This is a genomic window from Glaciimonas sp. OK215, from assembly GCF_057787885.1.
On record NZ_CM173544.1, the window covers coordinates 187,085 to 212,016 of the forward strand.

23 protein-coding genes are annotated in these 24,932 nt (G+C 57.8%); 11 read left to right on the forward strand and 12 right to left on the reverse strand.

Translation table 11 applies throughout. The features are described from left to right. Nucleotides 1-10: 10 nt before the first annotated feature. The 9 genes from AC3CHX_RS00890 to AC3CHX_RS00930 all read left to right on the forward strand — a co-directional run bounded on the left by AC3CHX_RS00890 (nucleotide 11) and on the right by AC3CHX_RS00930 (nucleotide 11,346). Entirely contained in the window at nucleotides 11-778 is a 768-nt protein-coding gene (locus tag AC3CHX_RS00890) for a gamma-glutamyl-gamma-aminobutyrate hydrolase family protein (RefSeq protein ID WP_488631631.1), read from the forward strand. 131 nt (nucleotides 779-909) lie between these two features. Continuing rightward, nucleotides 910-2,280, forward strand: coding sequence for a glutamine synthetase family protein (locus AC3CHX_RS00895; protein ID WP_488631632.1), 1,371 nt, complete (start codon nucleotides 910-912; stop codon nucleotides 2,278-2,280). A 116-nt stretch (nucleotides 2,281-2,396) separates the two neighbouring features. Further along, a complete protein-coding gene (locus AC3CHX_RS00900; protein WP_488631633.1) occupies nucleotides 2,397-3,869 on the forward strand; it encodes an aspartate aminotransferase family protein in 1,473 nt (490 codons plus the stop codon). A gap of 282 nt (nucleotides 3,870-4,151) precedes the next feature. Next, nucleotides 4,152-5,195 (forward strand): polyamine ABC transporter substrate-binding protein, encoded by a 1,044-nt coding sequence (locus AC3CHX_RS00905; RefSeq protein WP_488644687.1) that lies wholly within the window; start codon nucleotides 4,152-4,154, stop codon nucleotides 5,193-5,195. A gap of 115 nt (nucleotides 5,196-5,310) precedes the next feature. Then, on the forward strand, nucleotides 5,311-6,465 hold the full coding sequence (locus AC3CHX_RS00910) for an ABC transporter ATP-binding protein (RefSeq protein ID WP_488631634.1): 1,155 nt from the start codon (nucleotides 5,311-5,313) through the stop codon (nucleotides 6,463-6,465). A 10-nt stretch (nucleotides 6,466-6,475) separates the two neighbouring features. Continuing rightward, nucleotides 6,476-7,459 carry an ABC transporter permease subunit gene (locus AC3CHX_RS00915; RefSeq protein WP_488630716.1) on the forward strand — a complete coding sequence of 328 codons (984 nt, stop codon included), beginning with the start codon at nucleotides 6,476-6,478 and terminating at the stop codon, nucleotides 7,457-7,459. Then, nucleotides 7,456-8,298 carry an ABC transporter permease gene (locus AC3CHX_RS00920; protein WP_488631635.1) on the forward strand — a complete coding sequence of 281 codons (843 nt, stop codon included), beginning with the start codon at nucleotides 7,456-7,458 and terminating at the stop codon, nucleotides 8,296-8,298. Before AC3CHX_RS00915 ends, AC3CHX_RS00920 begins: the two co-directional genes overlap by 4 nt. A gap of 41 nt (nucleotides 8,299-8,339) precedes the next feature. Then, nucleotides 8,340-9,803 carry a DUF3138 family protein gene (locus AC3CHX_RS00925; RefSeq protein WP_488631636.1) on the forward strand — a complete coding sequence of 488 codons (1,464 nt, stop codon included), beginning with the start codon at nucleotides 8,340-8,342 and terminating at the stop codon, nucleotides 9,801-9,803. Between the two features lie 55 nt (nucleotides 9,804-9,858). Then, on the forward strand, nucleotides 9,859-11,346 hold the full coding sequence (locus AC3CHX_RS00930) for an aldehyde dehydrogenase (RefSeq protein ID WP_488631637.1): 1,488 nt from the start codon (nucleotides 9,859-9,861) through the stop codon (nucleotides 11,344-11,346). A 90-nt stretch (nucleotides 11,347-11,436) separates the two neighbouring features. On the opposite strand, the gene AC3CHX_RS00935 is transcribed toward AC3CHX_RS00930, so the two are convergent. Together AC3CHX_RS00935 and speB are read right to left on the reverse strand one after the other, a co-directional pair. Then, nucleotides 11,437-12,579, reverse strand: coding sequence for a polyamine ABC transporter substrate-binding protein (locus AC3CHX_RS00935; RefSeq protein ID WP_488644688.1), 1,143 nt, complete (start codon nucleotides 12,577-12,579; stop codon nucleotides 11,437-11,439). Between the two features lie 103 nt (nucleotides 12,580-12,682). Then, nucleotides 12,683-13,654: an agmatinase gene (speB, locus tag AC3CHX_RS00940; protein WP_488631638.1), complete on the reverse strand. Its 972-nt coding sequence runs from the start codon at nucleotides 13,652-13,654 to the stop codon at nucleotides 12,683-12,685. Nucleotides 13,655-13,830: 176 nt separating this feature from the next. Here speB and AC3CHX_RS00945 point away from each other — a divergent pair, with 176 nt between their 5' ends. Then, complete coding sequence (locus AC3CHX_RS00945; RefSeq protein WP_488631639.1) at nucleotides 13,831-14,709, forward strand: LysR substrate-binding domain-containing protein; 879 nt, start codon at nucleotides 13,831-13,833, stop codon at nucleotides 14,707-14,709. A 49-nt stretch (nucleotides 14,710-14,758) separates the two neighbouring features. Here AC3CHX_RS00945 and panB read toward each other — a convergent pair whose 3' ends face one another. The 7 genes from panB to AC3CHX_RS00980 form a co-directional block, all read right to left on the reverse strand. Then, nucleotides 14,759-15,598, reverse strand: coding sequence for a 3-methyl-2-oxobutanoate hydroxymethyltransferase (gene panB, locus AC3CHX_RS00950; RefSeq protein ID WP_488631640.1), 840 nt, complete (start codon nucleotides 15,596-15,598; stop codon nucleotides 14,759-14,761). A 1-nt stretch (nucleotide 15,599) separates the two neighbouring features. Next, nucleotides 15,600-16,247, reverse strand: a complete 648-nt coding sequence (locus AC3CHX_RS00955) for a deoxynucleoside kinase (protein ID WP_488644689.1) — start codon at nucleotides 16,245-16,247, stop codon at nucleotides 15,600-15,602. Between the two features lie 142 nt (nucleotides 16,248-16,389). Then, complete coding sequence (folK, locus tag AC3CHX_RS00960; RefSeq protein ID WP_488631641.1) at nucleotides 16,390-16,884, reverse strand: 2-amino-4-hydroxy-6-hydroxymethyldihydropteridine diphosphokinase; 495 nt, start codon at nucleotides 16,882-16,884, stop codon at nucleotides 16,390-16,392. Continuing rightward, complete coding sequence (gene pcnB / locus AC3CHX_RS00965; RefSeq protein WP_488631642.1) at nucleotides 16,881-18,251, reverse strand: polynucleotide adenylyltransferase PcnB; 1,371 nt, start codon at nucleotides 18,249-18,251, stop codon at nucleotides 16,881-16,883. The genes folK and pcnB overlap by 4 nt, the downstream gene beginning before the upstream one ends. 54 nt (nucleotides 18,252-18,305) lie before the next feature. After that, nucleotides 18,306-18,977 (reverse strand): histidinol-phosphatase, encoded by a 672-nt coding sequence (locus AC3CHX_RS00970; RefSeq protein WP_488631643.1) that lies wholly within the window; start codon nucleotides 18,975-18,977, stop codon nucleotides 18,306-18,308. Beyond that, nucleotides 18,974-19,714, reverse strand: coding sequence for a DnaA regulatory inactivator Hda (gene hda / locus AC3CHX_RS00975; protein WP_488631644.1), 741 nt, complete (start codon nucleotides 19,712-19,714; stop codon nucleotides 18,974-18,976). The genes AC3CHX_RS00970 and hda overlap by 4 nt, the downstream gene beginning before the upstream one ends. Nucleotides 19,715-19,745: 31 nt before the next feature. After that, the gene (locus AC3CHX_RS00980; RefSeq protein WP_488631645.1) at nucleotides 19,746-20,828 is read right to left on the reverse strand and encodes an AI-2E family transporter; all 1,083 of its coding nucleotides are present in this window, start codon (nucleotides 20,826-20,828) and stop codon (nucleotides 19,746-19,748) included. Between the two features lie 153 nt (nucleotides 20,829-20,981). On the opposite strand from AC3CHX_RS00980, the gene purM reads away from it, so the two are divergent. Then, nucleotides 20,982-22,025, forward strand: a complete 1,044-nt coding sequence (purM, locus tag AC3CHX_RS00985; protein WP_488631646.1) for a phosphoribosylformylglycinamidine cyclo-ligase — start codon at nucleotides 20,982-20,984, stop codon at nucleotides 22,023-22,025. A gap of 101 nt (nucleotides 22,026-22,126) precedes the next feature. Here purM and AC3CHX_RS00990 read toward each other — a convergent pair whose 3' ends face one another. The 3 genes from AC3CHX_RS00990 to AC3CHX_RS01000 form a co-directional block, all read right to left on the reverse strand. Then, on the reverse strand, nucleotides 22,127-22,996 hold the full coding sequence (locus tag AC3CHX_RS00990) for a proteasome-type protease (RefSeq protein WP_488631647.1): 870 nt from the start codon (nucleotides 22,994-22,996) through the stop codon (nucleotides 22,127-22,129). A gap of 122 nt (nucleotides 22,997-23,118) precedes the next feature. Then, nucleotides 23,119-23,928 carry a transglutaminase family protein gene (locus tag AC3CHX_RS00995; RefSeq protein ID WP_488631648.1) on the reverse strand — a complete coding sequence of 270 codons (810 nt, stop codon included), beginning with the start codon at nucleotides 23,926-23,928 and terminating at the stop codon, nucleotides 23,119-23,121. A 7-nt stretch (nucleotides 23,929-23,935) separates the two neighbouring features. Next, on the reverse strand, nucleotides 23,936-24,931 hold the full coding sequence (locus AC3CHX_RS01000; protein ID WP_488631649.1) for an alpha-E domain-containing protein: 996 nt from the start codon (nucleotides 24,929-24,931) through the stop codon (nucleotides 23,936-23,938). Nucleotide 24,932 lies beyond the last annotated feature (1 nt).

Consider the following 24,932-nt stretch of genomic DNA (forward strand, 5'->3'; position numbering starts at 1 on the left):
CATATAAATCATGCACCGTCCAATCATCATCGTTCCCTCCTGCACCAAACATATCGACACCGATAGCTATTACCTTGCCCAGATGAAGTACGTTGATGCGGTCTGGCTGGGCGCCGACTGCATGCCTTTGGTGCTGCCTGCTTTTGGTGCGAAAACGGATTGGGAGGCAGTGCTGGCGGTTGCCGATGGGATTCTGCTGACCGGTTCGCCATCGAATGTGCATCCGGCGCTGTTCGGTCAACAGATATTGAAGCCGGAGTTGCCGCTGGATGCGCCGCGGGACGCGACCACGATGCCGCTGATCCGCCTGGCGCTGGAGCGCGGGATTCCGCTGTTGGCGATTTGCCGCGGCGCGCAGGAAATCAACGTTGCCCTCGGCGGCAGCTTGCATCAGGCGCTACATGAGGTGCCTGGCATGATGGACCATCGTGATGAAGATTCAGACCCGCTGGACGTACAGTACGGGCCGGCGCACCGCGTCACGCTGACGTCCGGCGGACGCATCTCCAGGATACTGAATGGCGCCAGCGAGCTGGTGGTGAACTCGCTGCATGGACAGGGCCTGGACCGTCTTGCCCCCAGTCTCTGCGTGGAGGCGCGCGCGGATGACGGTCTGGTCGAAGCGTTCAGCGTACGGGATGCCGCCGGCTTCACCTTGGCGCTGCAGTGGCATCCGGAGTGGAAGATTACCGAAAATCCTGATTCGATGAAGCTGCTCGCCGCGTTTGGCGAAGCCTGTCGGGGATATCAATTACAAAAACAGAGGGAGGGCGCATGAAAACCTTGGGAACCTTTACGCCAGAAGTGCCGTAGCGTCGCTCATCGCCAGCACCGCAATACAAGCAGGCGCAGGGCGCCCGATAAGCGGGCAGGCTCCGCGCAATAGCAAACGAAACAAGAGAGAACATTATGTCTTTACGCGAAAATTTTTCCTACAACGACATGGAACAGTGGCTCAACGAAAAGCGGATCACTGAAATCGAATGCCTGGTGCCGGATTTGACCGGCGTCGCACGCGGCAAGATCATGCCGCGCACCAAATTCACCGAAGATCGCGGCATGCGCATGCCGGAAGCGGTACTCGGGATGACGGTGACCGGCAACTATCCTACCGATGACGCCGCCTACGAACGCGCCATTTCAGCCACCGATCGCGACATGATCCTGCGGGCGGATCCGAACACCATTACGCTGGTGCCGTGGGCGGTCGATCCGACGGCGCAGGTGATCCACGATTGCTATTTTTCCGACGGTTCGCTGGTCGATTTCGCTCCGCGTTCGGTGCTGAGGCGCGTGCTGAAACTCTACGCCGACAAGGGCTGGACCCCGATCGTGGCGCCGGAACTTGAGTTCTATCTGACCGCCAAGAATACCGATCCGGATATCCCGTTGCGCCCGCCTGTGGGGCGTAGTGGCCGGGCGGAAACCAGTCGTCAGGTATACAGCATCGATGCGGTCAACGAGTTCGATCCGCTGTTCGAGGATATCTACGATTATTGCGACCTGATGCAACTCGACGTCGATACGCTGATCCATGAAATCGGCGCCGGCCAGATGGAAATCAACTTTTTGCATGGCGAGCCTTTGGGTCTGGCCGACAAGGTCTTCTTCTTCAAGCGGACCTTGCGCGAGGCTGCATTGAAGCACGATATGTATGCCACCTTCATGGCCAAGCCGATGACCGACGAGCCCGGTTCGGCGATGCACATCCACCAAAGCGTGGTCGACTCCAAGACCGGCAAGAACATCTTCAGCAACCAGGACGGCACCGCCTCCGAAGCATTTTCGCATTACATCGGCGGTCTGCAGCGTTACATGCCGGCAGCAATGGCGATTGTGGCGCCGTACGTGAACTCGTATCGCCGCATCGTGCGCCATACCGCCGCGCCGATCAACATCCAGTGGGGCAAGGATAACCGCACAGTCGGCTTCCGGGTGCCCGAATCCGGTCCGCAGGACCGACGCGTCGAGAACCGCGTGGTCGGTGCCGATGCGAACCCGTATCTGGCGCTGGCCGTGACGCTGGCTTGCGGCTATCTGGGCATGACCGAACGGCTGGAGCCAACCCCGATCACGGTCGACAGCGCGTACGACCTCGATTATCAGTTGCCGCAAAGCTTGTCCGAAGCGCTGGACGGACTGCGCAAGGAGGCGCACTTGCGCCACGTACTGGGCGACCGTTTTGTCGACGTGTATGCAGCGATCAAGGATCTGGAGCACGCGGAGTTCATGCGGGTGATCAGCCCGTGGGAACGCGAGCATCTGCTGTTGCACGTCTGATATTGATTAGAAAAAGACACGCGCTGCCGTACTGCCTTAAGCCCCCGGCGTGCCGCTCTTCGTGCTTCATGTTTTTATTTACACTTTTATATAGCAACTAGAACTGAAGGTTGATCATGCATTCAAATACACTCGCCCCAATGGCTATCGTCGCACCCGCTGCCCGTCAATCCGTGGCGCAAGCCCCCGTCAATACCCGCGAAATCCAGGCGCTGGACGCGGCCCATTATCTGCACCCTTTCACCGATTCCAAAGCCTTGGCCGGCCAGGGTTCACGCGTCATGGTCAAGGGAGAAGGCATCTATATCTGGGATTCGGAAGGAAAACGCCTGCTCGACGGCATGTCCGGCTTGTGGTGCATGAATGTCGGCTACGGCCGCAAGAGCATCTCGGACGCGGTGTATGCACAGATGCAGCAATTGCCTTTCTACAACAGCTTTTTCCAGACCACCAACGTACCGGCGGTGCAACTGGCCGCCAAGCTGGTCGAGATTTCGCCGCCGCAATTCAACCACGTCTTTTTTACCGGTTCCGGCTCCGAGGGCAATGACACGATCGTCCGCATGGTGCGTCGCTACTGGGACTTGCAAGGTTGCCAGGATCGCCACGTCATCATCAGTCGCGAAAATGCCTACCACGGCAGCACGATGGCAGGCGCCTCGCTGGGTGGCATGTCCGGCATGCACGAGCAGGGCGGCATGATTCCGGGCATCGTCCATATCGGCCAGCCGTATTACCTGGAAGGCGGCAAGGGCAAGACGCCGGAAGAATTCGGGATGGAAGCCGCGTCCTGGCTGGAGCAGAAAATCCTGGAAGTCGGCGCCGACAAGGTCGCCGCTTTCATCGGCGAGCCGGTGCAAGGCGCCGGCGGCGTCATCGTTCCACCGTCCACTTACTGGCCCGAGATTCAGCGTATCTGCGACAAGTACGGCATCTTGCTGGTCGCTGACGAAGTAATTTGCGGTTTCGGCCGCCTCGGTCATTGGTTCGGCTCCGAATATTTCGGCATCAAGCCCGACCTGATGACGTTCGCCAAGGGCGTGACCTCCGGTTATGTGCCGCTGGGCGGCGTGCTGGTCGGCGATCGGGTGGCGGATGTGCTGATCGAAAAGGGCGGCGACTTCAACCACGGCTTCACCTATTCCGGCCATCCGGTCGCCTGTGCCGCTGCCCTGGAAAACATCCGCATCATCCAGGAAGAAAAGCTAGTCGAACGGGTGCGCGATGACACCGGTCCGTACCTGAAGCAGAAATTCGAAGCGCTGGCAGATCACCCCTTAGTCGGTGCTGCGGACACCTGCGGTTTTGTCGCCGGTCTGAATCTGGTGCAGAAAAAAGCGGCGAATGTGCATGATTGCGTGCCATTCGAGTCGAAGCTGGATGTCGGCATGATCTGCCGCAGCCATATGTTTAGCAGCGGCATGATCATGCGCGCCGTCGGCGACCGCATGATTATCGCGCCGCCGCTGGTCATGACGCATGCCGAAATTGACGAGATGGTGGCCTTGATTCGCGTCTGCCTCGATGCGACTTTGGCAGATCTGACGCAACGGGGATGGATGGCGGGAGCGCAAACCGACAGCATTTAAGAAGTGAACTGTCGCATTCTTGCTATGGCTGGCATATAAATTGATAGGATAATCAGTCTTGCCAGGTCATCCGTGAAAGTCGTTCCGGCATGTAGGCCGCGACGCGAACGGTGACGCAGCAAGGGCAGTGTAACTAGCAGTATTTCCATTTTGATTCATTAGGAGACACACATGAAGGCAGTGACTAAGAAGTTGAAGGCGAAGGCGCAGATGGAATGGAACTTGAGAGGCCTGATTGGCGCCGTGGCATTCGGGGTGGCGGCCTTTGCCGCGGTCCCGGCCATGGCCCAATCCGAAGAGAAAATCCTGAATATCTACAACTGGTCGGACTATATCGCCGACGACACGATCAAGAATTTCGAAAAAGAGACCGGCATCAAGGTCCGTTACGACAACTTTGACAGCAATGAAATCCTGCATGCGAAGCTGGTCGCCGGCAAGACCGGTTACGATATCGTGGTGCCGTCCGCGCACTGGGCACGCCTGCAAATCGACGCTGGCCTGCTGCGCAAGCTGGACAAGAGCAAGCTGCCCAACCTCGTCAATCTCGACCCGACTATCCAGGCGCAACTCGCCAAGCTGGATCCCCACAATGAGCATTTGGTCGATTGGCTATGGGGCTACACCACGGTCGGCATCAATGTCGATAAAGTCAAAGCCGCGCTCGGCGACCTGCCCATGCCGGAGAATGTCTGGGATCTGGTGTTCGATCCGAAATATGTGTCGAAACTAAAATCCTGCGGCGTCTCTTTCCTCGATGCACCTTCGGAAATCCTGCCGCCAGCGCTGCGCTATATCGGTAAAAATCCTTACTCCAAAGTCAGCAGCGACTACCAGGATGCGGCCCGTATGTTGCAAAAAATCCGTCCCTCCGTCACGCTGTTCAGTTCCTCCGGTTATATCAACGACATGGCGAATGGCGCGATTTGCGTAGCGCTCGGTTGGTCCGGCGACATGAACATCGCACGTCAACGCGCGATCGATGCCAAGAACGGCAACAAGATCGAAGTGCTGGTGCCGAAGAACGGCGCCACGCTGTTCTTCGATACGATGGCGATTCCAAGCGATGCCCAACATCCGAACAACGCGCTGCTGTTCATGAATTACATCATGCGGCCTGAAGTCCATGCGAGCCTGACCAACAAGGTGTTCTACGCGAATCCGAATGCCGCCAGCCTCAAGTTCGTCAAAAAACAGATTTCTGAGAACAAGTCAGTCTTCCTGTCCGACGCCGACATGAAGAAGATGATTGCACCGGAACCCGTGAACAACGATATCCGCCGTCAAGTCACGCGGATTTTCACCCAGTTCAAGACCGGGCTCTGATCCACTGAGCAGGTCGTCCGGATACGCCGGATGACCTGCAGCGTTTCCGACCAGACCTGAAACTAGTTGAAACTCTTGTTCCAGACACTTTTATTTTTTTCGTATCGAGCCTGTCATGACCTCCGCTCCCCCAGTTACATCGCTATCTTCCATCGCCATCGAACCAGCCGCCGCGAGTGCCGGACAGCCGTTCCTGCACATCCGCAACCTCGTCAAGGAATTCGACGGCGTGCGGGCAGTCGATGACGTCTCCGTCACCATCAACAAAGGCGAGATTTTCGCCTTGCTCGGCAGTTCCGGCTGCGGCAAATCCACGCTGCTGCGGATGCTGGCCGGGTTCGAGTCCCCGACCTCCGGCGAGATTTCGCTGGCCGGGCAGAACATCATCGGCATGCCGCCCTACCAGCGCCAGATCAACATGATGTTCCAGTCCTACGCCTTGTTCCCGCACCTGTCGGTCTGGGACAACGTCGCGTTCGGCCTGCGCCGCGACGGTATGCCGAAGGATGAAATCGCCGCCCGCGTCGACAAGATGCTGGACCTGGTGCAACTCAAGGCGTACGGCAAGCGCAAGCCGCACCAATTGTCCGGCGGCCAGCAGCAACGGGTCGCGCTGGCGCGCAGCCTGTCCAAGCGGCCGCAATTGCTGCTGCTCGATGAGCCGCTCGGCGCGCTCGACAAAAAGCTGCGCGAGCGCACCCAGCTCGAACTGGTCAACATCATCGAACAGGTCGGCGTGACCGTCGTGATGGTCACGCATGATCAGGAAGAGGCGATGAGCATGGCCTCGCGCATCGCGGTGATGAGCGAAGGACGGATTCTGCAGATCGGCAAACCGAGCGATATTTACGAAACGCCGAACTGCCGCTTCGTCGCCGATTTTATCGGTAGCGTCAATCTGTTCTCCGGCAAACTGATCGAGGATGAGCCCGACCATGTCGTCATCGCCTCGCCGGAATGCACCCATCACGTCGGGCATGGCATCACCGGGACCGTCGGCATGGCGGTGTCGGTCGGTATCCGCCCGGAAAAAATCGCGGTCAGCTTTGACATCCCCGGTGCGGCCGGCGCGCCGAATTGCGTGCAAGGCGAAGTGGTTGAGTTGGCTTATCTGGGCAGCTACACCGTATATCACCTGAAACTGGCCAGCGGCATGATCCTGAAGGCGACTTCCGCCAACACCGTACGCCATGCGACGCATCGGCCGAAGTGGGGCGACACAGTCTACGCCAGCTGGAATGACGACGCGATGGTGGTCTTGACCCAATAAGGAAGCAAACATGAAAAAATTACTTACCCGCCGTGCGTTCCAGCAGGCGGCGAAAGGCTTCGTCACGCTCCCGGACAGCCGCGTGAACGGTCTGCTGCGCGCCCCGTTGCGCTGGTTCAGCGGACGCCGCTTCGTCATCGGCGTGCCCTACATCTGGCTGCTGATCTGCTTTCTGGTGCCGTTTTTGATCGTGCTCAAGATCAGCATGGCGGAGATGGAAACCGGCAACCCGTTCGGCACCCTGCTGTCGTATGCCGATGGCGCTATCTCGCTGAAGATCAAGATCACCAACTACCTGTTCATTCTGCAGGACGACCTGTATTCGCTGACCTACCTCAGTTCATTGAAGTATGCGGCGATCACGACGCTGTTCTGTCTGCTGATCGGCTATCCGTTTGCGTATTTCATGGCGCGCGCCAAAGCGACGATCCGGCCGACCCTGATGATGCTGGTGATGCTGCCGTTCTGGACCTCGTTCCTGCTGCGCATTTATGCCTGGAAAGGGATCCTGGCCAACAACGGCCTGTTGAATCACTTCCTGCAGTCGGTGGGACTGACCGATGCGCCGCTGCATATGATGAACACGCCGTTTTCGCTGATCATCGGGATGGTCTACGCCTACCTGCCGTTCATGATTTTGCCGCTGTATGCGAACCTGGTGAAGATGGATGTGCGCTTCCTGGAAGCCGCCGCCGATCTGGGCGCGACGCCATGGCAGACCTTCTGGCGCATCACCGTGCCGCTGTCCAAGTCGGGCATCATCGCCGGCGCGATGCTGGTCTTCATTCCCTGTGTCGGCGAATACGTGATTCCGGAATTATTGGGCGGGCCGGAGACGCTGATGATCGGTCACGTGCTGTGGGATGAATTCTTCACCAACAACGACTGGCCGATGGCGTCTGCGGTCACGGTCATGGTGATTCTGCTGATCCTGGTGCCGATGGGCATTTTCAATAAATATCAGACACAACAACACGCAGGGGGAAGAGCATGAACGGCTATCGCTGGTTCGGACGGAGTTGGCTGTCGCTGGGCTATCTGTTCCTGTATATCCCGATCCTGGTGCTGATCGTGTTTTCGTTCAACAGTTCGCGCCAGGACATGGTGTGGAGCGGCTTTTCCTTGCACTGGTATAGCGAGTTGCTGCAGGACACGGAAATCATCAGCGGTTTCGTGCTGTCGCTGAAGATCGCCGTGATGGCGGCCTGCGGCTCGGTGTTGCTGGGCACCTTTGCCGCCTACGTGCTGGATCGCTATCGCCATTTTTCCGGGCGCACGCTGTTCAACGGCATGGTCAATGCGCCGCTGGTGATGCCGGAAGTCATTATCGGGCTGTCGCTGCTGCTGATGCTGGTCTCGGTCGAGAAGCTGTTCGGCTTTCCGGACCGCGGCATGATGACGATCTGGCTCGGCCACACGCTGCTCGGCATGGCGTATGCCACCGTGGTGGTGCAGTCGCGCTTGCAAGAGATGAGCAAGTCGCTGGAAGAGGCGGCGATGGACCTGGGCTGCAAGCCGCATCAGGTGTTCTTTCTGGTGACCTTGCCGAACATCACGCAGGCGCTGGCATCGGCCTGGCTGCTGACTTTTACTTTGTCGCTGGACGATGTGGTGCTGTCCGAGTTCCTGACCGGCCCGGGCTATTCGACCATGCCGATCGTGATTTTTTCACGGGCGCGGCTGGGGCTCGACCCGCGCGTCAACGTGGTCGCCGCCTTGACGATTCTGGTGGTGAGCATCGGCGTGATTTTATCGAGCCTGTATATCGCCCGCGCCGAGCGCTTGCGCCAAAAACAGATTTCCGCTGCATTCCAGGCTGAAACGCTGCATTGAAATCCACACTATAACTACTCATAAGAGTCACAGGAGACAAGATGTTTAGCTTAAAAAAAACCGTCATCGCCATCGCGCTGGCATTCCCGCTCGCGGCGTCCGCCCAGAGCATGCAGGAGATCAAGGCGGAACTCGATGCGTTGAAGAGCCAGGTCAAGAAACTCGAAGGGTTGGTGGAGCAGGCCAACGCCAAGGCAGATAGCGCCACCACTGCGGCCACTGCAGCCACTGCAGCGACGGCCACTGTTGCCGGCGGCGGATTCGATGACGATACCCGGGCCGATTTCAATCGCGTCAAGATGAAAACCGAAGGCCTGGAAGACCAGATGGAGGCGAGCGGTTTCAAGGGCCTGAAAATCTCCGGCTTCATGGACCCGACCTATATTTATAACCAGCGTCAGCAGACCAGCAGCTTCGTGTTCATGAAGAACTTTAACGATCAGCAGGCCAACGGCGGCACCAATGCGCCTTACTCCTACGACAACGGCTACTTCGGTTCGGCGCTGGTCAGGATCGAGAAGGAAATGGAAGGCGGCACCAAGTGGACGCTCGAATTGATGCCGCACAAGAGTTATGGCGATGGTGGCGGCTTTAACAGCGGCTCGATCGTGAACCAGGCCTTCGTTTCCATTCCGATGGGTTCCCTCAACGATAAAATCCTGGTGGGTCAAATGGGTTCCTGGCCCGGTTATGAATTTGAGCTGCCTGGCGGCGGCATCAGTTCGAAAAAAACCATCACCAACAATTTGCTGTTCGATTTCACCGAACCGACCTTCATGACCGGTGCCGGCTATGAGCATATCGATGGCAAATGGGATGCCAAGGCCATCGTTGGCAACCTGAATAATGGCCGCATCACCGACCGCCGCTCTCCAGCGCTGCACTATCGCGTCGATTACGCCACAAATGAGTTCCAGGGCATAGGTTTTTCCGGCTTGCATGGCAAGACGTCCGGCACGACTTCCGTGAATTATCTTGAGGCCGATACTTTCTATACCCGCGGCAACTGGAATTTGCAGGGCCAGCTGGAAGTGGGACGGGCGAAAGGCAGCGCGTTCAATGGCGGCACGGCGCAATGGGTCGGCTTGTCGACCTTGGCCTCTTACAAGATCACCTCGCGCCTGGAAGGGGTCGCCCGTTTCGATTACATCAAGAACGATAAAAATGGCGGTGGTACGCCAAACCTGGTGTTCCCTGCCGGTTGCCAGAGCGCCGATCCGACCGACCCGACCGGGGCGACGACGATGCCTTCCAACTGCGGCGATTATCGCAACGGTTTCGGCCCGGGCATCGATAACGCCACCGGTCTGGTGGCCGATCCGAACCGCGGCGCCAACCGCTCCGCGCTGACCTTGGGACTGGACTACGCGTTGACGCCCAACGCCATGCTGAAATTTGAGGCGCGCTACGACCGTTCGACCCAAAACACGTTCTTCGATGTCGGCTCCCACAGCTTTAAAAAGGACAATACCTTGCTGGGCGCTTCTACCGTAATCAGTTTTTAAGATGCTGGAGGGGGCCGGCCGCTAAAGACTGGCCCCGATTAAAAAGGAGTTTCAAATGACGAACACACTTTGGCATGAACGCGCTGCGCAATTGCAGTTTGACGGGCGCGCATTCATCAACGGTCAGCGTGTCGCGGCGAAGTCCGGCGCAACCTTTGACTGTATTTCCCCCATCGATGGCCGCAAGCTGGTCGATGTCGCCCGCTGCGATACGATCGATATCGACGCGGCGGTGACTGCCGCGCGGGCCGCCTTCGAAGACCGGCGCTGGGCCGGGCTGGCGCCGGCGGTACGCAAACGCGCGATGATCAAGTTTGCCGATTTAGTGCTGCAACACCGAGATGAACTGGCCTTGCTGGAAACGCTGGACATGGGCAAGCCGATCAAATACAGCCGCAGCGTGGATGTGCCGGCGGCCGCCAACTGCCTCCGCTGGTACGGCGAAGCGGTCGACAAGATTTATGACGAGATCGCCCCGACACCCGACACCACCCTGGCGCTGATCACGCGCGAACCGGTCGGTGTGGTCGCCGCCATCGTGCCGTGGAACTACCCGATGCTGATGGCCTGCTGGAAAATCGCGCCGGCACTGGCGGTCGGCAACAGCGTGGTGCTGAAGCCATCGGAAAAGTCGCCGTTGACAGCGCTACGCCTGGCCGAAATCGCGCTGGAAGCCGGCATTCCGCCTGGCGTCTTCAACGTGGTGCCGGGTTACGGCCATGAGGCCGGCAGCGCGCTGGCCTTGCATATGGACGTCGATTGCATCGGCTTTACCGGCTCCACGCGGATTGGCAAGCAGATCATGCAATATGCGGGACAGTCGAATCTGAAGCGGGTCTGGACCGAGCTGGGAGGCAAGTCGCCCAACATCGTGTGTGCGGATTGCCCGGACCTGGATGCTGCCGTGCAAGCGGCGGTGGGGTCGATCTACTTCAATCAGGGCGAGAGCTGCAACGCGCCGTCACGTTTGTTCGTGGAAGAATCGATCAAGGAACAATTCATTGCCAAAGCGCTGGCGCTGGTACCGAATTTCCAGCCGGGCGATCCACTGGACGAGGCGACCGTGATGGGCGCCATCGTCGACAATATCCAGCTGAACTCGGTAATGGGTTTTATCGAATCGGGCAAGGCGGAAGGCGCACAATTGCTGGCAGGCGGACAGCAGGTCCGCACCGAGACCGGTGGCTACTATATTGAGCCGACACTGTTCAATAACGTCAACAGCACGATGAAGATCGCGCGCGAAGAGATTTTCGGGCCGGTGTTGTCGGTGCTCGGCTTCACCGATTTGAACGACGCGATCCGCGAAGCGAATGCGACTGCGTTCGGCTTGCAGGCGGCAGTCTGGACCTCGGATATCCGCAAGGCGCATCAAACCGCACGGGCGCTGCGGGTCGGCACGGTGCACGTCAACCAGTACGACGAAGACGACATGACGGTTCCGTTCGGTGGCTACAAGCAATCCGGGAATGGACGCGACAAGTCTTTGCACGCGTTCGACAAATACACGGAATTGAAGACCACCTGGATCAAGATTGTCTAGTTTTGTGATGATGTAAGACCGGTCAAGGCGTGAAATTCACGCCTTGGCCGTGAGTAACAACAATCTCATTCGGGAGGGTGGAAGACCCGATCAGATGCCGTTCTTAAACTTCGCGTATACCCGCGTCATGGTGCGGCGGATGTCATTGTTCAACACTTCCGGTGCGGTCATCCGTTTTATATCAGCCTCGGACAGGAATACCGATTTGTTGTCGGCGATCTCTTTCTTGACGAATTTGATACTGGCGGCGTTCGAATTGGCATAGAACACCTTGTTAGTCAGTCCCGCCTGGACTTCCGGGCGCATGATGTAATTCATGAAAAGCAGCGCGTTGGTCGGATGCGGGGCATCGCCTGGGATCGCCAGGGTGTCGAAAAACAGATTGGCGCCGCTCTTCGGTATCAGCGCCTCGATCTTGTAACCGTTCCTGGCATCGATTGCGCGTTGACGCGCGATGTTGATGTCGCCGGACCAGCCGAGCGCTACACACACTGACCCGTTCGCCATGTCATTGATATAGCCCAGTGAGCTGAACAGCGTGACGTAAGGCCGAATTTTCTGTAATAAATTGCCGGCATCCTGATAATCGCCGCTATTTTTGGAGTAGGGATTTTTCCCCAGGTAACTTAAGGCTGCGGGCAGGATATCCGCCGGGGTGTCGACGAAGGAGACCCCGCAGGATTTTAGTTTCGACATGTACTTTGGATCGAACACCAGATCCCAGGCATTCTCCGGCATCGGCAGGTCACCGAGCGCGGCTTTGACTTTATCGACATTGATGCCGACCGTGGTATAGCCCCACAGCCAACTGACTAAATGATCATTGTTGGGATCGAGCCTGGCCAGTTTCGCCTGGACCACGGGATCCATGTTTTTGAGGTTGGGCAACTGGCTCTTGTCGAGTTTGCGCAGCAAGCCGCCCTGGATTTGGATACCTGCCCACAGCGCAGACGGCACCACGACGTCGTAACCCGACCTGCCGGCGACCAGCTTCGCATGCAGGGTTTCATTGCCGTCGAAGTAGTCGGAACGGACCTTGATGCCGGTTTCTTTCTCAAACTTTGCGACCGTATCGTCGCCGATATAGTCGGCCCAATTGTAGAGGTTCAGCACTTTTTCCTCCTGGGCTATGGCCGGGGTGGCGGTAAACGCTGCCACCCCGAATGCAGCTGCGACGATCGACAGTGGCCAATTCAACCCGATGCGATGTCTGGACTGGAATTTGCGCGTCATTGTATGCATGTTTGTCTCCTCTTGGAACGATATGAAGGTGAGCGCGCCTTAACCATTTTTAAGATGCAGGTTCAAAGGCGCTTGCCGGTGTTGCCTGCGCAAATTACATGCTGCGTTTGCCGGCGAGTTTCTGGTTGCGTAGCACGCACAGCAGGTCGGCCGCGATATGCGCGGCGGCCAGCGCTGTGATTTCGCTCTGGTCGAAGGCGGGTGACACCTCGACCACATCCATGCCGACCAGGTTCACCGGCCCCATGCCGCGGATGATGGCCAGCGCCTGCGCCGAACTCAGGCCACCGGGGACCGGGGTGCCGGTGCCCGGTGCAAACGCCGGGTCGAGACAATCGATATCGAAGGTCAGGTAAGTCGGCCGGTCGCCGACAATGGACAGAATTTTTTCCAGCGCCGCTTGCGGACCATTGGCGTGGACCCAGGGCGCATCCAGGATGTGGATGCCCATGAAGTCGTCGTTCCAGGTACGGATGCCGACCTGTACCGAGGTTTTCGGATCGATCAGGCCATCCTTGACCGCTTTGTAGAACATGCTGCCGTGATTCAGCGACTCCGGGCTGTCGTCGGGCCAGGTATCGCAGTGGGCGTCGAAGTGGATCAGCGACAGCGGTTTGCCATACTTCTCGGCATGCGCCTTCAGCAACGGGTAGGTAACGAAGTGGTCGCCGCCGAACGTCAGCATCTTGGCGCCGCTGGCGAGGATGGTGCGGGCGTGCTCGACGATGCTTTGCGAAATCGTCAGCGGGTTGTGCGCATCGAACCAGCAGTCGCCGTAGTCGATCACCGCCAAGTCGTCGAACGGGTTGAAGCCCCACGGATAGGGGGCCAGTTCCGCCAACTGCACGCTGGCTGCGCGCACCGCGGCCGGACCCTGGCGGGCGCCGGAGCGGAAGGTGGTGGCGAGGTCTAGCGGAATACCCGATATGGCGACGTCGACGCCGCTCAGGTCACGGGTGTAATTGCGCCGCATGAAGCTGAGGACGCCGGCATACGTGTTTTCGGCAGAAGAGCCGTACAGGGAGGTGCGACGAATTGCGCCGTCACCCTTGATCGTTGAATCCATTTTATTGCTCCAGGTTGCTCAGTAGTGAGTGATCGATGTGCTTAGCATTGCATTAATATTTCTAATGCTTAAAATTTCTATATGGGATTGACGTCGATACTATCTAGGAAGCATGGCCATGTAAAATGATGGATATTTCTTGATTGATGAATTTTTTTAATACCATGCAGAATAGATTGCCACCGCTTCAAAGCCTGATTGCCTTCGAGGCGGCCGCCAGATTGGGCGGGTTGTCCCGCGCGGCGGTGGAACTGTCGCTGACGCAATCGGCCATCAGCCACCAAATCCAGAACCTGGAGGCCTGGGTTGGGCAGCCCCTGTTTCGCCGGGTCGGGCGCGGCGTCACGCTGACGGCCGCTGGCGAGCTATTTTGCGAGACGGTGCGCAATACGCTGAAAACCCTCAGGGATGGGCGCGAACGGATCGAACCTTACCGGAATATGGACTCGGTCCTGCTGGCCTGTTCCCCGGATTTTGCCGCCGGCTGGCTGATGCCAAGACTGCCGGCCTTGAAAGCGCAACATCCCGCCATCGAAATCTGGTTGATCACGCAACAGGAGCTGCGCGAAATCGACCGCATTGATGTGGACCTGATCGTGTCGACGCAGGCATTGGAGAGTGCCGAACTGAAATCCGTAGCGCTGCTGGAAGACCGTGCCATCGCAGTCTGCGGGTCACGGATGGCAGCGCGGCTGCAGGTGCAGCCATTTCCCGAGGTGCTCATGGCAGCGCCCCTGATCATGGATGAGCACCGTCCGGAATGGGCGCCGTGGCTGGCCGAATATCGGCTGAAGGAAAGCGCGCCGCAGCGCAGCATCACAGTCGATGATGCACGCCTGCTGCTGCATGCGGCAGAGCAGGAGCTCGGCATCGCGATGGTGTCGCAGCTGTTGGCCGGGGTCGCGCTGGAACAGGGACGGCTCATGCCGTTGCCGCAGATTCCCGGTTTTCCGTTGCCCGGCCTGTGGCTGACAAAATCACGCCTGACGCCGCGCACGCCGGCCGTGGAAATCGCTTTCGAGTGGTTATGTGCAAGTGCCGGCGCCATGCAGTGATAGCGCCGGCAAACAGGAAAATCAACGGCTGTTTGGTCAGGCTAAAGCGTTAAAAACAATGTTCCGGCGCCGGAAACGACTTGTCCTTGACCGCTGCGACATAGGCGCTGACCGCCGCCTCGATGCTGGTCTGGCCGTGCATGAAGTCCTTCACGAAGCGGGCTTTACGGCCAGGGAAAACCCCCAGCAAATCATGCAGCACCAGCACCTGGCCGGAGCAATCCGGACCGGCGCCGATGCCGATGGTGGGAATGCTCAGCAAATCGGTGACTTCCTTGCCGAGCGCGGCCGGTATCGCTTCCAGCACCAGCAGGCTGGCGCCGGCAGCCTGCAATGCCAGGGCATCCGCTTTCAATTGTTCGGCAGCTGCGCTGCTCTTGCCTTGTACTTTATAGCCGCCCAACTGGTGCACCGACTGCGGCGTCAGGCCGAGATGGGCGCATACCGGAATCGCGCGTTCAGTGAGGAAGCGCACGGTGGGCGCCAGCCAGGCCCCGCCTTCAATTTTGACCATCTGCGCACCCGCCTGAATCACCGGCACGGCATTGGCGAACGCGCTTTCGGGTGTTGCGTAACTACCGAATGGCAAGTCGGCCAGAACCAGCGCCGTCCTGTTGCCGCGCGCCACGCTGGCGGTGTGATACACGATGTCCTGGACGGATACCGGCAACGTCGACGGATGACCCTGACACACCATGCCGAGCGAATCGCCGATGAGTATGGTGTCGACGCCGCAGCGATCCAGCAATGCCGTGAAGCTGGCATCGTAACTGGTCAGCATGGTGATTTTTTCACCCTGCAAGCGCATGTTCTGCAGTGTTGGAATCGTCACCGGTTTGCTACGTGCTTGCGATGCAATAGGGGCGCCGCCCTGTAAATAACCTGCCATATTATTCTCCGCGATTAAAAAATTCACGCTTGCCGCGCATGCTGTCGATGCGGGCCAGCAGCAGCTCGAAATCGGCGTCGCTGCCGGACAGGTCCAGATGTTCGTTATTCACGATCAAGAGCGGTGCGGCTTCGTAATGGTAAAAGAAGCGGCTGTAGCTTTCGCACAGTCGCGTCATATAGTCCGGCGAGATCGCCGACTCCATCGGAATGCCGCGCTTTTTGATGCGCTCCATCAGTGTCTCGGGTTCGGCTTGCAGATAAATGACCAAATCCGGCGTCGGCGTTTGGGGACGCAAATGCGCATACAGTTGCTGATACAGATTCAGTTCATCATCGGCCAGCGTCAGACTGGCGAAGATGGGATCTTTGTCGAGCAAAAAATCCGCCGCCACCGCCCCCGGGCTATCGAACAGATCGCTCTGCGCCAGGTCGCGCAACTGGTTGATGCGCTGGAACAGAAAGAACATCTGCGTCGACAGCGCATAGCGGGCCGGATCGCGATAGAACTTTTCCAGGAAAGGATTGTTTTCCGGCTGCTCGAGCAGCACTTGCGCGCCCATGTGTACGGCGATCTTTTGGGTCAACGTAGTCTTGCCGACACCGATCGGGCCTTCCACCACAACGTACTTGTAATTATTCAGATTCATAGTCGGAAGATAAGATAAGTCGCGTAATCGAAGTGTCATCACCTGCGCCGCGGGGCGCAGCGCGAATGGCGTAAAGATCCACAGTGTAAACGCTTTCCGGTTTGCGTCTGAAGTTGCCGCCGATCGCTGGCGCCGGCGCGGACTAAATTTTGGCGATAGTCTGATCCGCGACCTGCGCTACAAACTGGTGCGCCGCGCCGTGTCCGGGAATCGTAATGAAAGGATCGATTTGCAGCAAAGGGATCAGGACGAACGCGCGTTGCAACATGCGCGGATGCGGTACCGTCAAGGTCGCGTCGGCAATGCACGTCTGGCCGTATAACAACAGATCCAGATCCAGGGTCCGCGGGGCATTCAGGTAAGGACGTTCGCGCCCGAAATTCTGCTCTATGTTGTGCAGCGCCTGCAGCAATGCATGGGCATCCAGCGGTGTCTCAAGGCGCACTACGGCGTTGATGTAATCCGCGCCGCTGGCGTCGATCGGCGCGCTCCGAAACAGGCTGGATTGGGCGCTCAGGGTGGTCTGCGGCAAGGCGCCCAGTTGCGCAATCGCGCTCAGCACCTGAGACCTGGCATCGCCGAGATTGGCGCCGATGCCGATGTGGGCGGTTTGCCGCGCATGCTCAGCCAGGCTCATGCATCGTCCTGATTGCGGCTGTCGCCTTTGGCGGAGCTGCTGCCTGGGCTGCGGCGGCGCGCGCGTTTTTTCGGCGGCGGGCCTTCGTTGCTCAATTTAGGCTTTTGCATCAGCAGCACTTCGCGACCGCTGCCATCGGCTTCCATGAAGGCAGTCCACCACTCGCCGAGTTCGCTATCCAGTTCGCCGGAAGCGCAACGCAGTAACAGGAAGTCGTAACCCGCACGCAGTCGCAGATGTTCCAGCAACTTGTAGGGCGCCTTGCCGACGCGCCGTTCGAAACGCGGCTGCATGGCCCAGATGTCGCGCATGTCCGAAGCGATCTTGCGTTGCAGCGCCAGCTTGTCGGTTTGCGCATTCAGCACGTCGTCAGCGGCCAGATGCAACGCCGGGATGGGGAATTCGCCTGCGGCTTTGTATGCGGTCCATTTTTCCAGCACCTGATGCCATAGCAGCGCTGCAAATAGAAAGCCGGGCGACACCGGTTTGCCTTGCAGCACGCGCTGATCGGTATTCGCCAGCGCCAGGGTCACGAATTTTTCGCCCATCGGTTGTTCCAGCACCACATCCAGCAACGGCAGCAGGCCGTGATGCAAGCCTTCCTTGCGCAGTTGCTGCAGGCAAGCCAGCGCATGGCCGCTCATCAACAGCTTCAGCATTTCATCGAATACCCGCGCGGTCGGTACGTTATTGATGAGCGTCGCCATGACCGTAATCGGGGCACGGGTGTCGGGTTCAATCGTGAAATTCAGCTTGGCGGCAAAGCGGACGATGCGCAGCATGCGTACCGGATCTTCGCGATAGCGGGCTTCCGGGACGCCGATGATGCGCAAGGTTTTGGCGCGAATATCGGCAATCCCGCCGTGATAATCGAGCACGCTTTGGCTGCTCGGATCGTAATACATGGCATTGATCGTAAAGTCGCGCCGCACCGCGTCTTCGTGCTGCTCGCCAAAGGTGTTGTCGCGCAGCACGCGGCCGTGTTCATCCTTCGGCGCACCGGTCGATGAGGCGCCGCGGAAGGTGGTGACTTCGATCAACTCCTGGCCGAACATCACATGCACGATCTGAAAGCGCTTGCCGATCAGGAACGCGCGCCGGAACAGGCGTTTGACCTGTTCCGGCGTGGCATTGGTGGCGACGTCGAAATCTTTCGGCTTCACCCCCAACAATAGATCGCGCACCGCACCGCCGACGATGAAGGCCTTGAAGCCGGCCTCCTGCAAGGTACTGGTGACCCGTATGGCATTTGGTGACACCAGTTGCGGGTCGATACCGTGTTGCTTGGGGCCGAGCACCACCGGCTTGGTGTGGTCGTCCATCTTTTTCTTGGTTCCGAGGATGGAGCGAATCAGCTTTTTGATCATTGTGTATTGATTGGTTGTTGGCGATGCATCGTCTCGACTGAAGGCGGCGCGCCCTTATTCGTCGAATAAATTCAGGATCGACCAGCCGTGCGCGTCTGCATGCGCTTTCAGCTTGGCGTTCGGATTGGTGGCAACCGGGTCGGTGACCAGCAGCATCAGCGGCAGGTCGTTATGCGAATCGCTATAGAAAAAAGTGCGCGGGAAGCTATCCAGCGTCAGGTCCATGGTCGCCAGCCAGGCGTGCGTGTGAATCACCTTGCCGGGGCCGTAGGTTGGCGTGTCGGCCAGTTTGCCGGTAATTTCGCCTTCGTCCGTGGTTTCCGGATCGGACGCGATCAGGAAGTCGACGCCCAGTGCCCTGGCAATCGGCTCGGTGACAAAACTGTTGGTGGCGGTCACGATGGCGACCAGATCGCCGGCATCATGGTGCTGTTGCAGCAAGTCCAGTGCCTGCGGTGTAATCCGCGGCAAGATCACTTCTTTCATGAATTGCTCATGCCAGGCATCCAGTTGCTTGCGTGGAAATTTGGACAGCGTGCCGAAGGTGAACTCCAGATACTTCACAGGATCCAGCGTGCCGGCCTGATATTGCGCAAACCATTCGGCATTGCTCTTCTTAAAAGCGTCGGGATCGACCGCACCGATGCGTATCAGAAATTGGCCCCACTCGTAATCGGAGTCGATCGGCAGCAGGGTGTGGTCAAGGTCGAATAGGGCTAGATTCATAGTGATTTCTCTTCAGACTCGAGTTGTAACAGGCTGCGTAATAATGGCAGCGTAATAGGACGTTTGGTTTCCAGCGAATAACGGTCGAGCTCATCCAGCTTTGCCATCAACGAGCGCATGTCGCGCCGGAAATGGGTAATCAGGTAGGGTAGCACGCCACTCGACAGGGTGAGGCCGCGGGCTTGCGCCGCCTGTGTCAATGTGGAGATTTTTTCTTCGTCGCTCAGGCCATGCAATTGATAGATCAGGCCCCAGCCGAGCCGCGTCCGCAAGTCTTCCCGCACGGTGGTGGTCAACTCTGCCGGCGGTTGGGCGCCGCTGGTGATGAGCCAGCCGCCATGTTCACGAATCTGGTTGAACAGTGCAAACGCCAGGATTTGATCTTCAGGGCATAAATTGTCGCAATCATCAATCAGGTAGCCGGTGTCTTCCGGCGAGAAGTGAAACAGGCCGGCGCTGTAGGCTTCGTTGTATTCGATCGCGTGATGCGCGTTTAAATCGGCGGCACTGATCAGGTGCGCGTTGGTGGCGCGCGCAAAGGCTTGCAACAGATGGCTTTTGCCGGCACCGGACTCACCCCATAAGTAGACGAAACGGTCTCCCGGTGCGGTGGCCGAGGTGGTGGATGGCGCCGTCAGTTGCTGTAAAAACTGCAACACTTCCTGATTGTTGCCAATCACGAAAGTATCCAGGGTCTGCGCATCATCGGCAGTAATGTCCAGCAGTAACTGCCTCATGCTTGATTCTTCATACTTGGTTACGCGTAATTTACTGATTATAAAAACTGCTGCTGAGATAGTGCACACGTATATGTTTGACCATTACCGAGATAATCGCCGAAGCCGGCAAAGCCAGCAAGATGCCGACAAAGCCGAACAGTTGGCCAAATGCCAGCAACGCAAAAATCACCACCAGCGGGTGCAAGCCGATCCGTTCGCCCACCAGGCGCGGTGTCAGGAAAAAACCTTCGAGCATCTGGCCCAGCCCGTACACGATCGCCACCGCAATCAAGCCCTGAAACCCGCTGAACTGCAGCATTGCAGCAATCAGCGCCAGTACCAGCCCGAGACCGAAGCCAACGTAAGGAATAAACACCAGCAAGCCTGTGATGATACCGACTGGCAGCGCGACGTCAAATCCGGCAATCACCAGCCCGGTCGAATAGTAGATCGCCAGTACCAGCATCACCAGCAATTGACCACGCAGATATTGCGCCAGCAACTCATCGACTTCCTGCGCCATGCCGGTAGTTTTCGCTTGCCAGCGACGCGGCACCATATTGCCCAGCTTGTATAGGAACTGGTGCCAGTCCTGCAGCAAATAAAACAATACGATCGGGACCAGCAACAAGGTCGCCAGCCAGCCGAGTACGGCGGTGCCGCCGACCTTGACCGAAGCCAGTACGGCAGCCCAGATTTCATCGCCGCTGGTCGCCAGCTGCTGGGTCAGCATATTCTTGATGCCGGCGCCATCCAGCCGGAAATTGATGCCGAAGTCTTGCAGATGCGGCCCGATCAAGCCATCCAGCTTGGTCAAAAAGGCCGGGATCTGGTTTTGCAGCAATGGCAATTCCTTGCGCAATACCGGAATCACTATCAGGATCACCGCCAGAATTGCGAGCAACAGCAGCAGCATGACGATCAGCACCGCCAGCGCCCGCGGAAACGGATATTTGCCGATACGACGTTGCGCCAGCCAATCGACGCCGGGATTGAGGGCGTAGGCCAGAATCGCGGAGGCGACAAACGGCGTCATGATCGGTCCCAGCGCGACGAATAGCGCGATGAGTAATGCCGCCATGACCAGCCACAACGCTGTTTGTTTTTGTTCGTCAGTAAAAGAAAATGGCATGTAATCGAGGGATAGTCGGATCGGTTTGATAAAATAGCGTTTTTGCCGCGTTAACAATACTAATTAAACACACTAATAGAATGTTTTCTTATTGTTAATTTGTTATGCGCGGACGAATTATTCTATTTTACCGCCTCTGCTGCCAATCACATCATGACTTCAACATCCAATGTTTCTCTTTCCTATCGTGACGCCGGCGTTGATATGGACGCTGGCGACGCGTTAGTCGAGGCTATCAAGCCATTTGCCAAACGCACCATGCGTGAGGGCGTAATGGGCGGAATCGGCGGCTTTGGCGCGCTGTTCGAAATCAGCAAGAAATTCAAGGAGCCGGTACTGGTTTCCGGTACCGATGGCGTCGGCACCAAGCTGAAGCTGGCTTTCATGCTGAATCGTCACGATACGGTCGGTATCGATCTGGTCGCCATGAGTGTCAACGACATTCTGGTGCAGGGGGCCGAGCCGCTGTTCTTTCTCGACTATTTCGCCTGCGGCAAGCTCGACGTGGCAAGCGCGACGGATGTCATCAAGGGTATCGCCCAGGGTTGCGAGCAGGCCGGTTGCGCGCTGATCGGCGGCGAAACCGCTGAAATGCCAGGCATGTACCCGGATGGGGAATACGATCTGGCCGGTTTTGCGGTCGGCGCGGTCGAGAAGTCGAAGCTGATCGACGGCACCAGGATCACACCGGGCGACGTGGTTCTCGGCCTGGCGTCTTCCGGTGCGCATTCCAACGGCTATTCGCTGGTCCGCAAGATTCTTTCAGTCGCCAAGCCTGACCTGGAAGCAGACTTCCACGGCCGCAAGCTGGCCGATGTCCTGATGGCGCCGACCCGCATTTACGTCAAGCCATTGCTGGCCTTGATGGAAGCCATGGAAGTCAAAGGCATGGTGCACATTACCGGCGGCGGCCTGGTTGAAAATATTCCACGTGTGTTGCAAGACAATCTGACCGCCGTATTGCAGCGCGATGGCTGGACCATGCCGCCACTGTTTACATGGCTGCAAGAGCACGGCGGTGTCGCCGATGACGAAATGCACCGGGTTTTCAACTGCGGTATCGGCATGGCCGTGATCGTTGCGAAAGAAAACGCGGATGCGGCATTTGCACAATTGCAAGCGGCGGGCGAGACCGTATTCAAGATCGGCGAAATCCGCGCACGCGCCGAAGGCGAGGCGCAGACCATCGTTCTGTAAATCTGTCTTTGCAAGGTTGATGTAAAAACGGCTGGCGGAATTTTTCCGCCAGCCGTTTTTTCTGGCCGAAACAACATCCGGCCGCAAAAAAGTCAATCCAGTTAGTCCTGTCGGCTATCTCCGGCCTGGGCCAACGTCTGTAACGCTGCCGGGCCGCTATCCAGATTTATTTCCTTCGGCGCCGTCACTACCGGCGACGGGCGCTGATTCTCCGTAAACGTGCATGCATTCGAGGCCTCGGCTGTGCTCCAGACCGGATCGTCGATTTCATCGAAGACTTCTCTCAAATGGCTGGACCAGCTGCTGGTGATGGACTTGAAATATTGATTTTTTCCATCAATCGTAACAAAGCGCGTGAGCGCCAGTCGATCGCTTTCATATACCAGCAGATCGAGCGGCATGCCGACCGACAGATTCGAACGCAAGGTCGAATCCATCGATAGCAGCGCACATTTTGCGGCCTGATCGAGGGTGATCTCCGAACCGACAAAGACGCGATCGATAATCGGTTTGCCGTACTTCGACTCGCCGATCTGGAAGTAGCGATTTTCGTCCGAGGCTTCAATGAAATTGCCGGCCGAATAAATCTGGAACAGACGGCAGTGCTCACCTTTGATCTGGCCGCCGAAAATGATGCCGACATTGAAGTCGATACCGAATTTTTCGAGCGCGCCGGCATCGCGTTCATGTACCGACCGAATGGCATCGCCCACAATCTGCGCCGCTTCGTACATCGAGCTAACGTTCCAGATACTTTTACCATCGGCGCTGCTGCGTTCCGAAATGATTTGTTTAATCGACTGCGAAATCGACAAATTGCCGGCGGTCATCATGACCAGCATGCGCTCGCCCGGATTTTCAAACACGCTCATTTTACGGAAAGTGCTGACGTGGTCGACGCCCGCATTGGTACGTGAGTCAGACAGGAAAACCAGCCCGGCGTTGAGGCGCATGGCGACGCAATAAGTCATGGTGTCAAAGAAAAATAAAAAAAACGATTTTACAGGATGGTGATTTAATTTTGGTTGTCAGAGTCGCAATAAACCTCGAGCCTGCCTACGGCCCATGTGCCGGGTAGAGTATGCGCATATTATTAATCCGAGGCCTTGGTCGAGACATTCACGCGGACGCTTAAAGTCTCCACTCCGCCACCGCGACGTACGCCCCGCACCGGCGCGGCGGAATCGTAATCGCGGCCGATCGCCAGGCGGCAATAGGCATCGCTGGCAAAACGCGCATGCGTGACATCAATGCTGATCCAGCCGGAAAAATCCGGCTGTTCGACCCAGACGTCGACCCAGGCATGACTTTCTGCGTGATCGCTATTGCCGGGATCGATGTAGCCCGAAACGTAACGCGCAGGAATGCCAGCCGCATGACAACAGGCCAGGAATAAATGCGCGTGATCCTGGCAGACGCCCTGGCCCAATAGCAGTGCGTCGTCGGCGCTGCTGGTGACGTGGGTAGCGCCGCTTTGATAGGCGACTGCACCGCAAATCGCCTGCGCCAGGGTTAACAGGTCGTCGCTGTTGGCGCCGCGTGCCAAATGCCGTTGGGCAAAGTCGATAATCGCTGACGTCGGTTGCGTGAGTTGGGTCGCTACGGTAAACACCAATGGTGAAAAGGCGCCCGCTTGCGGTAACCGGCCCAGATTTAAAGGTGTCACCGCGATGCTGCCCGCCGCAACAATCCGTACCTCATTATGCTGGCCGGTGATCGTGAGCATGTGGCTCAGATTGCCAAACGCATCCGTAAACGGATGGCGCACGCCAGAGCTGGTGATATGCCAGTCCAGCGTGCGCTGCTGCGGCTCGGCACGCGGGGACAGCCGCAACTGCTGAATCGTATAAGTCAGCGCCGTGGAATAGCGATAAATGGTTTCGTGCCTGATGGTCAGTAGCATGCCTGGGTCAGCCGGTGAGTGGAACCAGGAAGTCACGACTGATGCGGTTGCCCAGTTCGAAGATGCGTTCAAAAAACACGGTCAGATAGTCATGCAGACCGGCCTCGAGAATTTCATCGATGTTACTGAACTGTAGCTCCGCATGCAGTTTCCCGGCGAAGCGCTCGGTGTCGGCGGAAACATCATTGCTGACGTGTTTCAGATTGGAGACGACATCTTCCATGCAGGCCAGCAGCGAGCGCGGCATGTCGGCGCGCAGGATCAGCAGGTCCGCCACGCGCGCCGGTGTGATGACGTCGCGATACACCTTGCGATAAATTTCAAATGCCGAGACCGAGCGCAAAATCGCCGCCCAGTAATAAAAGTCGAGCTGCGGTTCGGCTGCGGCTTCGATGCTTTTCTCCTGCTCCTGACCTTGGGTCTGGCTCTGCTTTTGCTGCTTTTCCTTGGCGCCGTGAAACTTGACATCGATGATGCGTGCGGTGTTATCGGCACGCTCCAGAAAAGTCCCGAGACGAATGAAGTGAAAGGCTTCGTCCTTCAACATGGTGCCGATGGTGACGCCGCGGGACAGATGCGAGCGATGTTTCACCCATTCAAAGAATTCGGCAGGATTTTGATCCAGCGCATCGGTTTTCAGATAGCTCTGCATCTTCAGCCACGTGGCGTTCTGAATTTCCCAGGCTTCCGTGGTCAGTGCGCCGCGCACGGCGCGGGCATTTTCACGTGCCTGGGTCAGGCAGGCGGCGATCGACGACGAATTAGCCGGATCGCGCACCATGAAATCAATGACGTCTTTCGGCGTCAGTGTCTGGTGCCGCTTGTCGTAGGCTTCCTGTAATTCGGAAATCCCTAGGATCGCGCGCCAGCCGTGTTCAGCGTCTTCAACTGACTGCGGCAACAAGCCGGTTTGTATATGCACGTCGAGCATGCGTGCAGTGTTTTCAGCCCGCTCGGTGTAACGGGCCATCCAGAATAAGTGATCGGCGGTGCGGCTTAACATG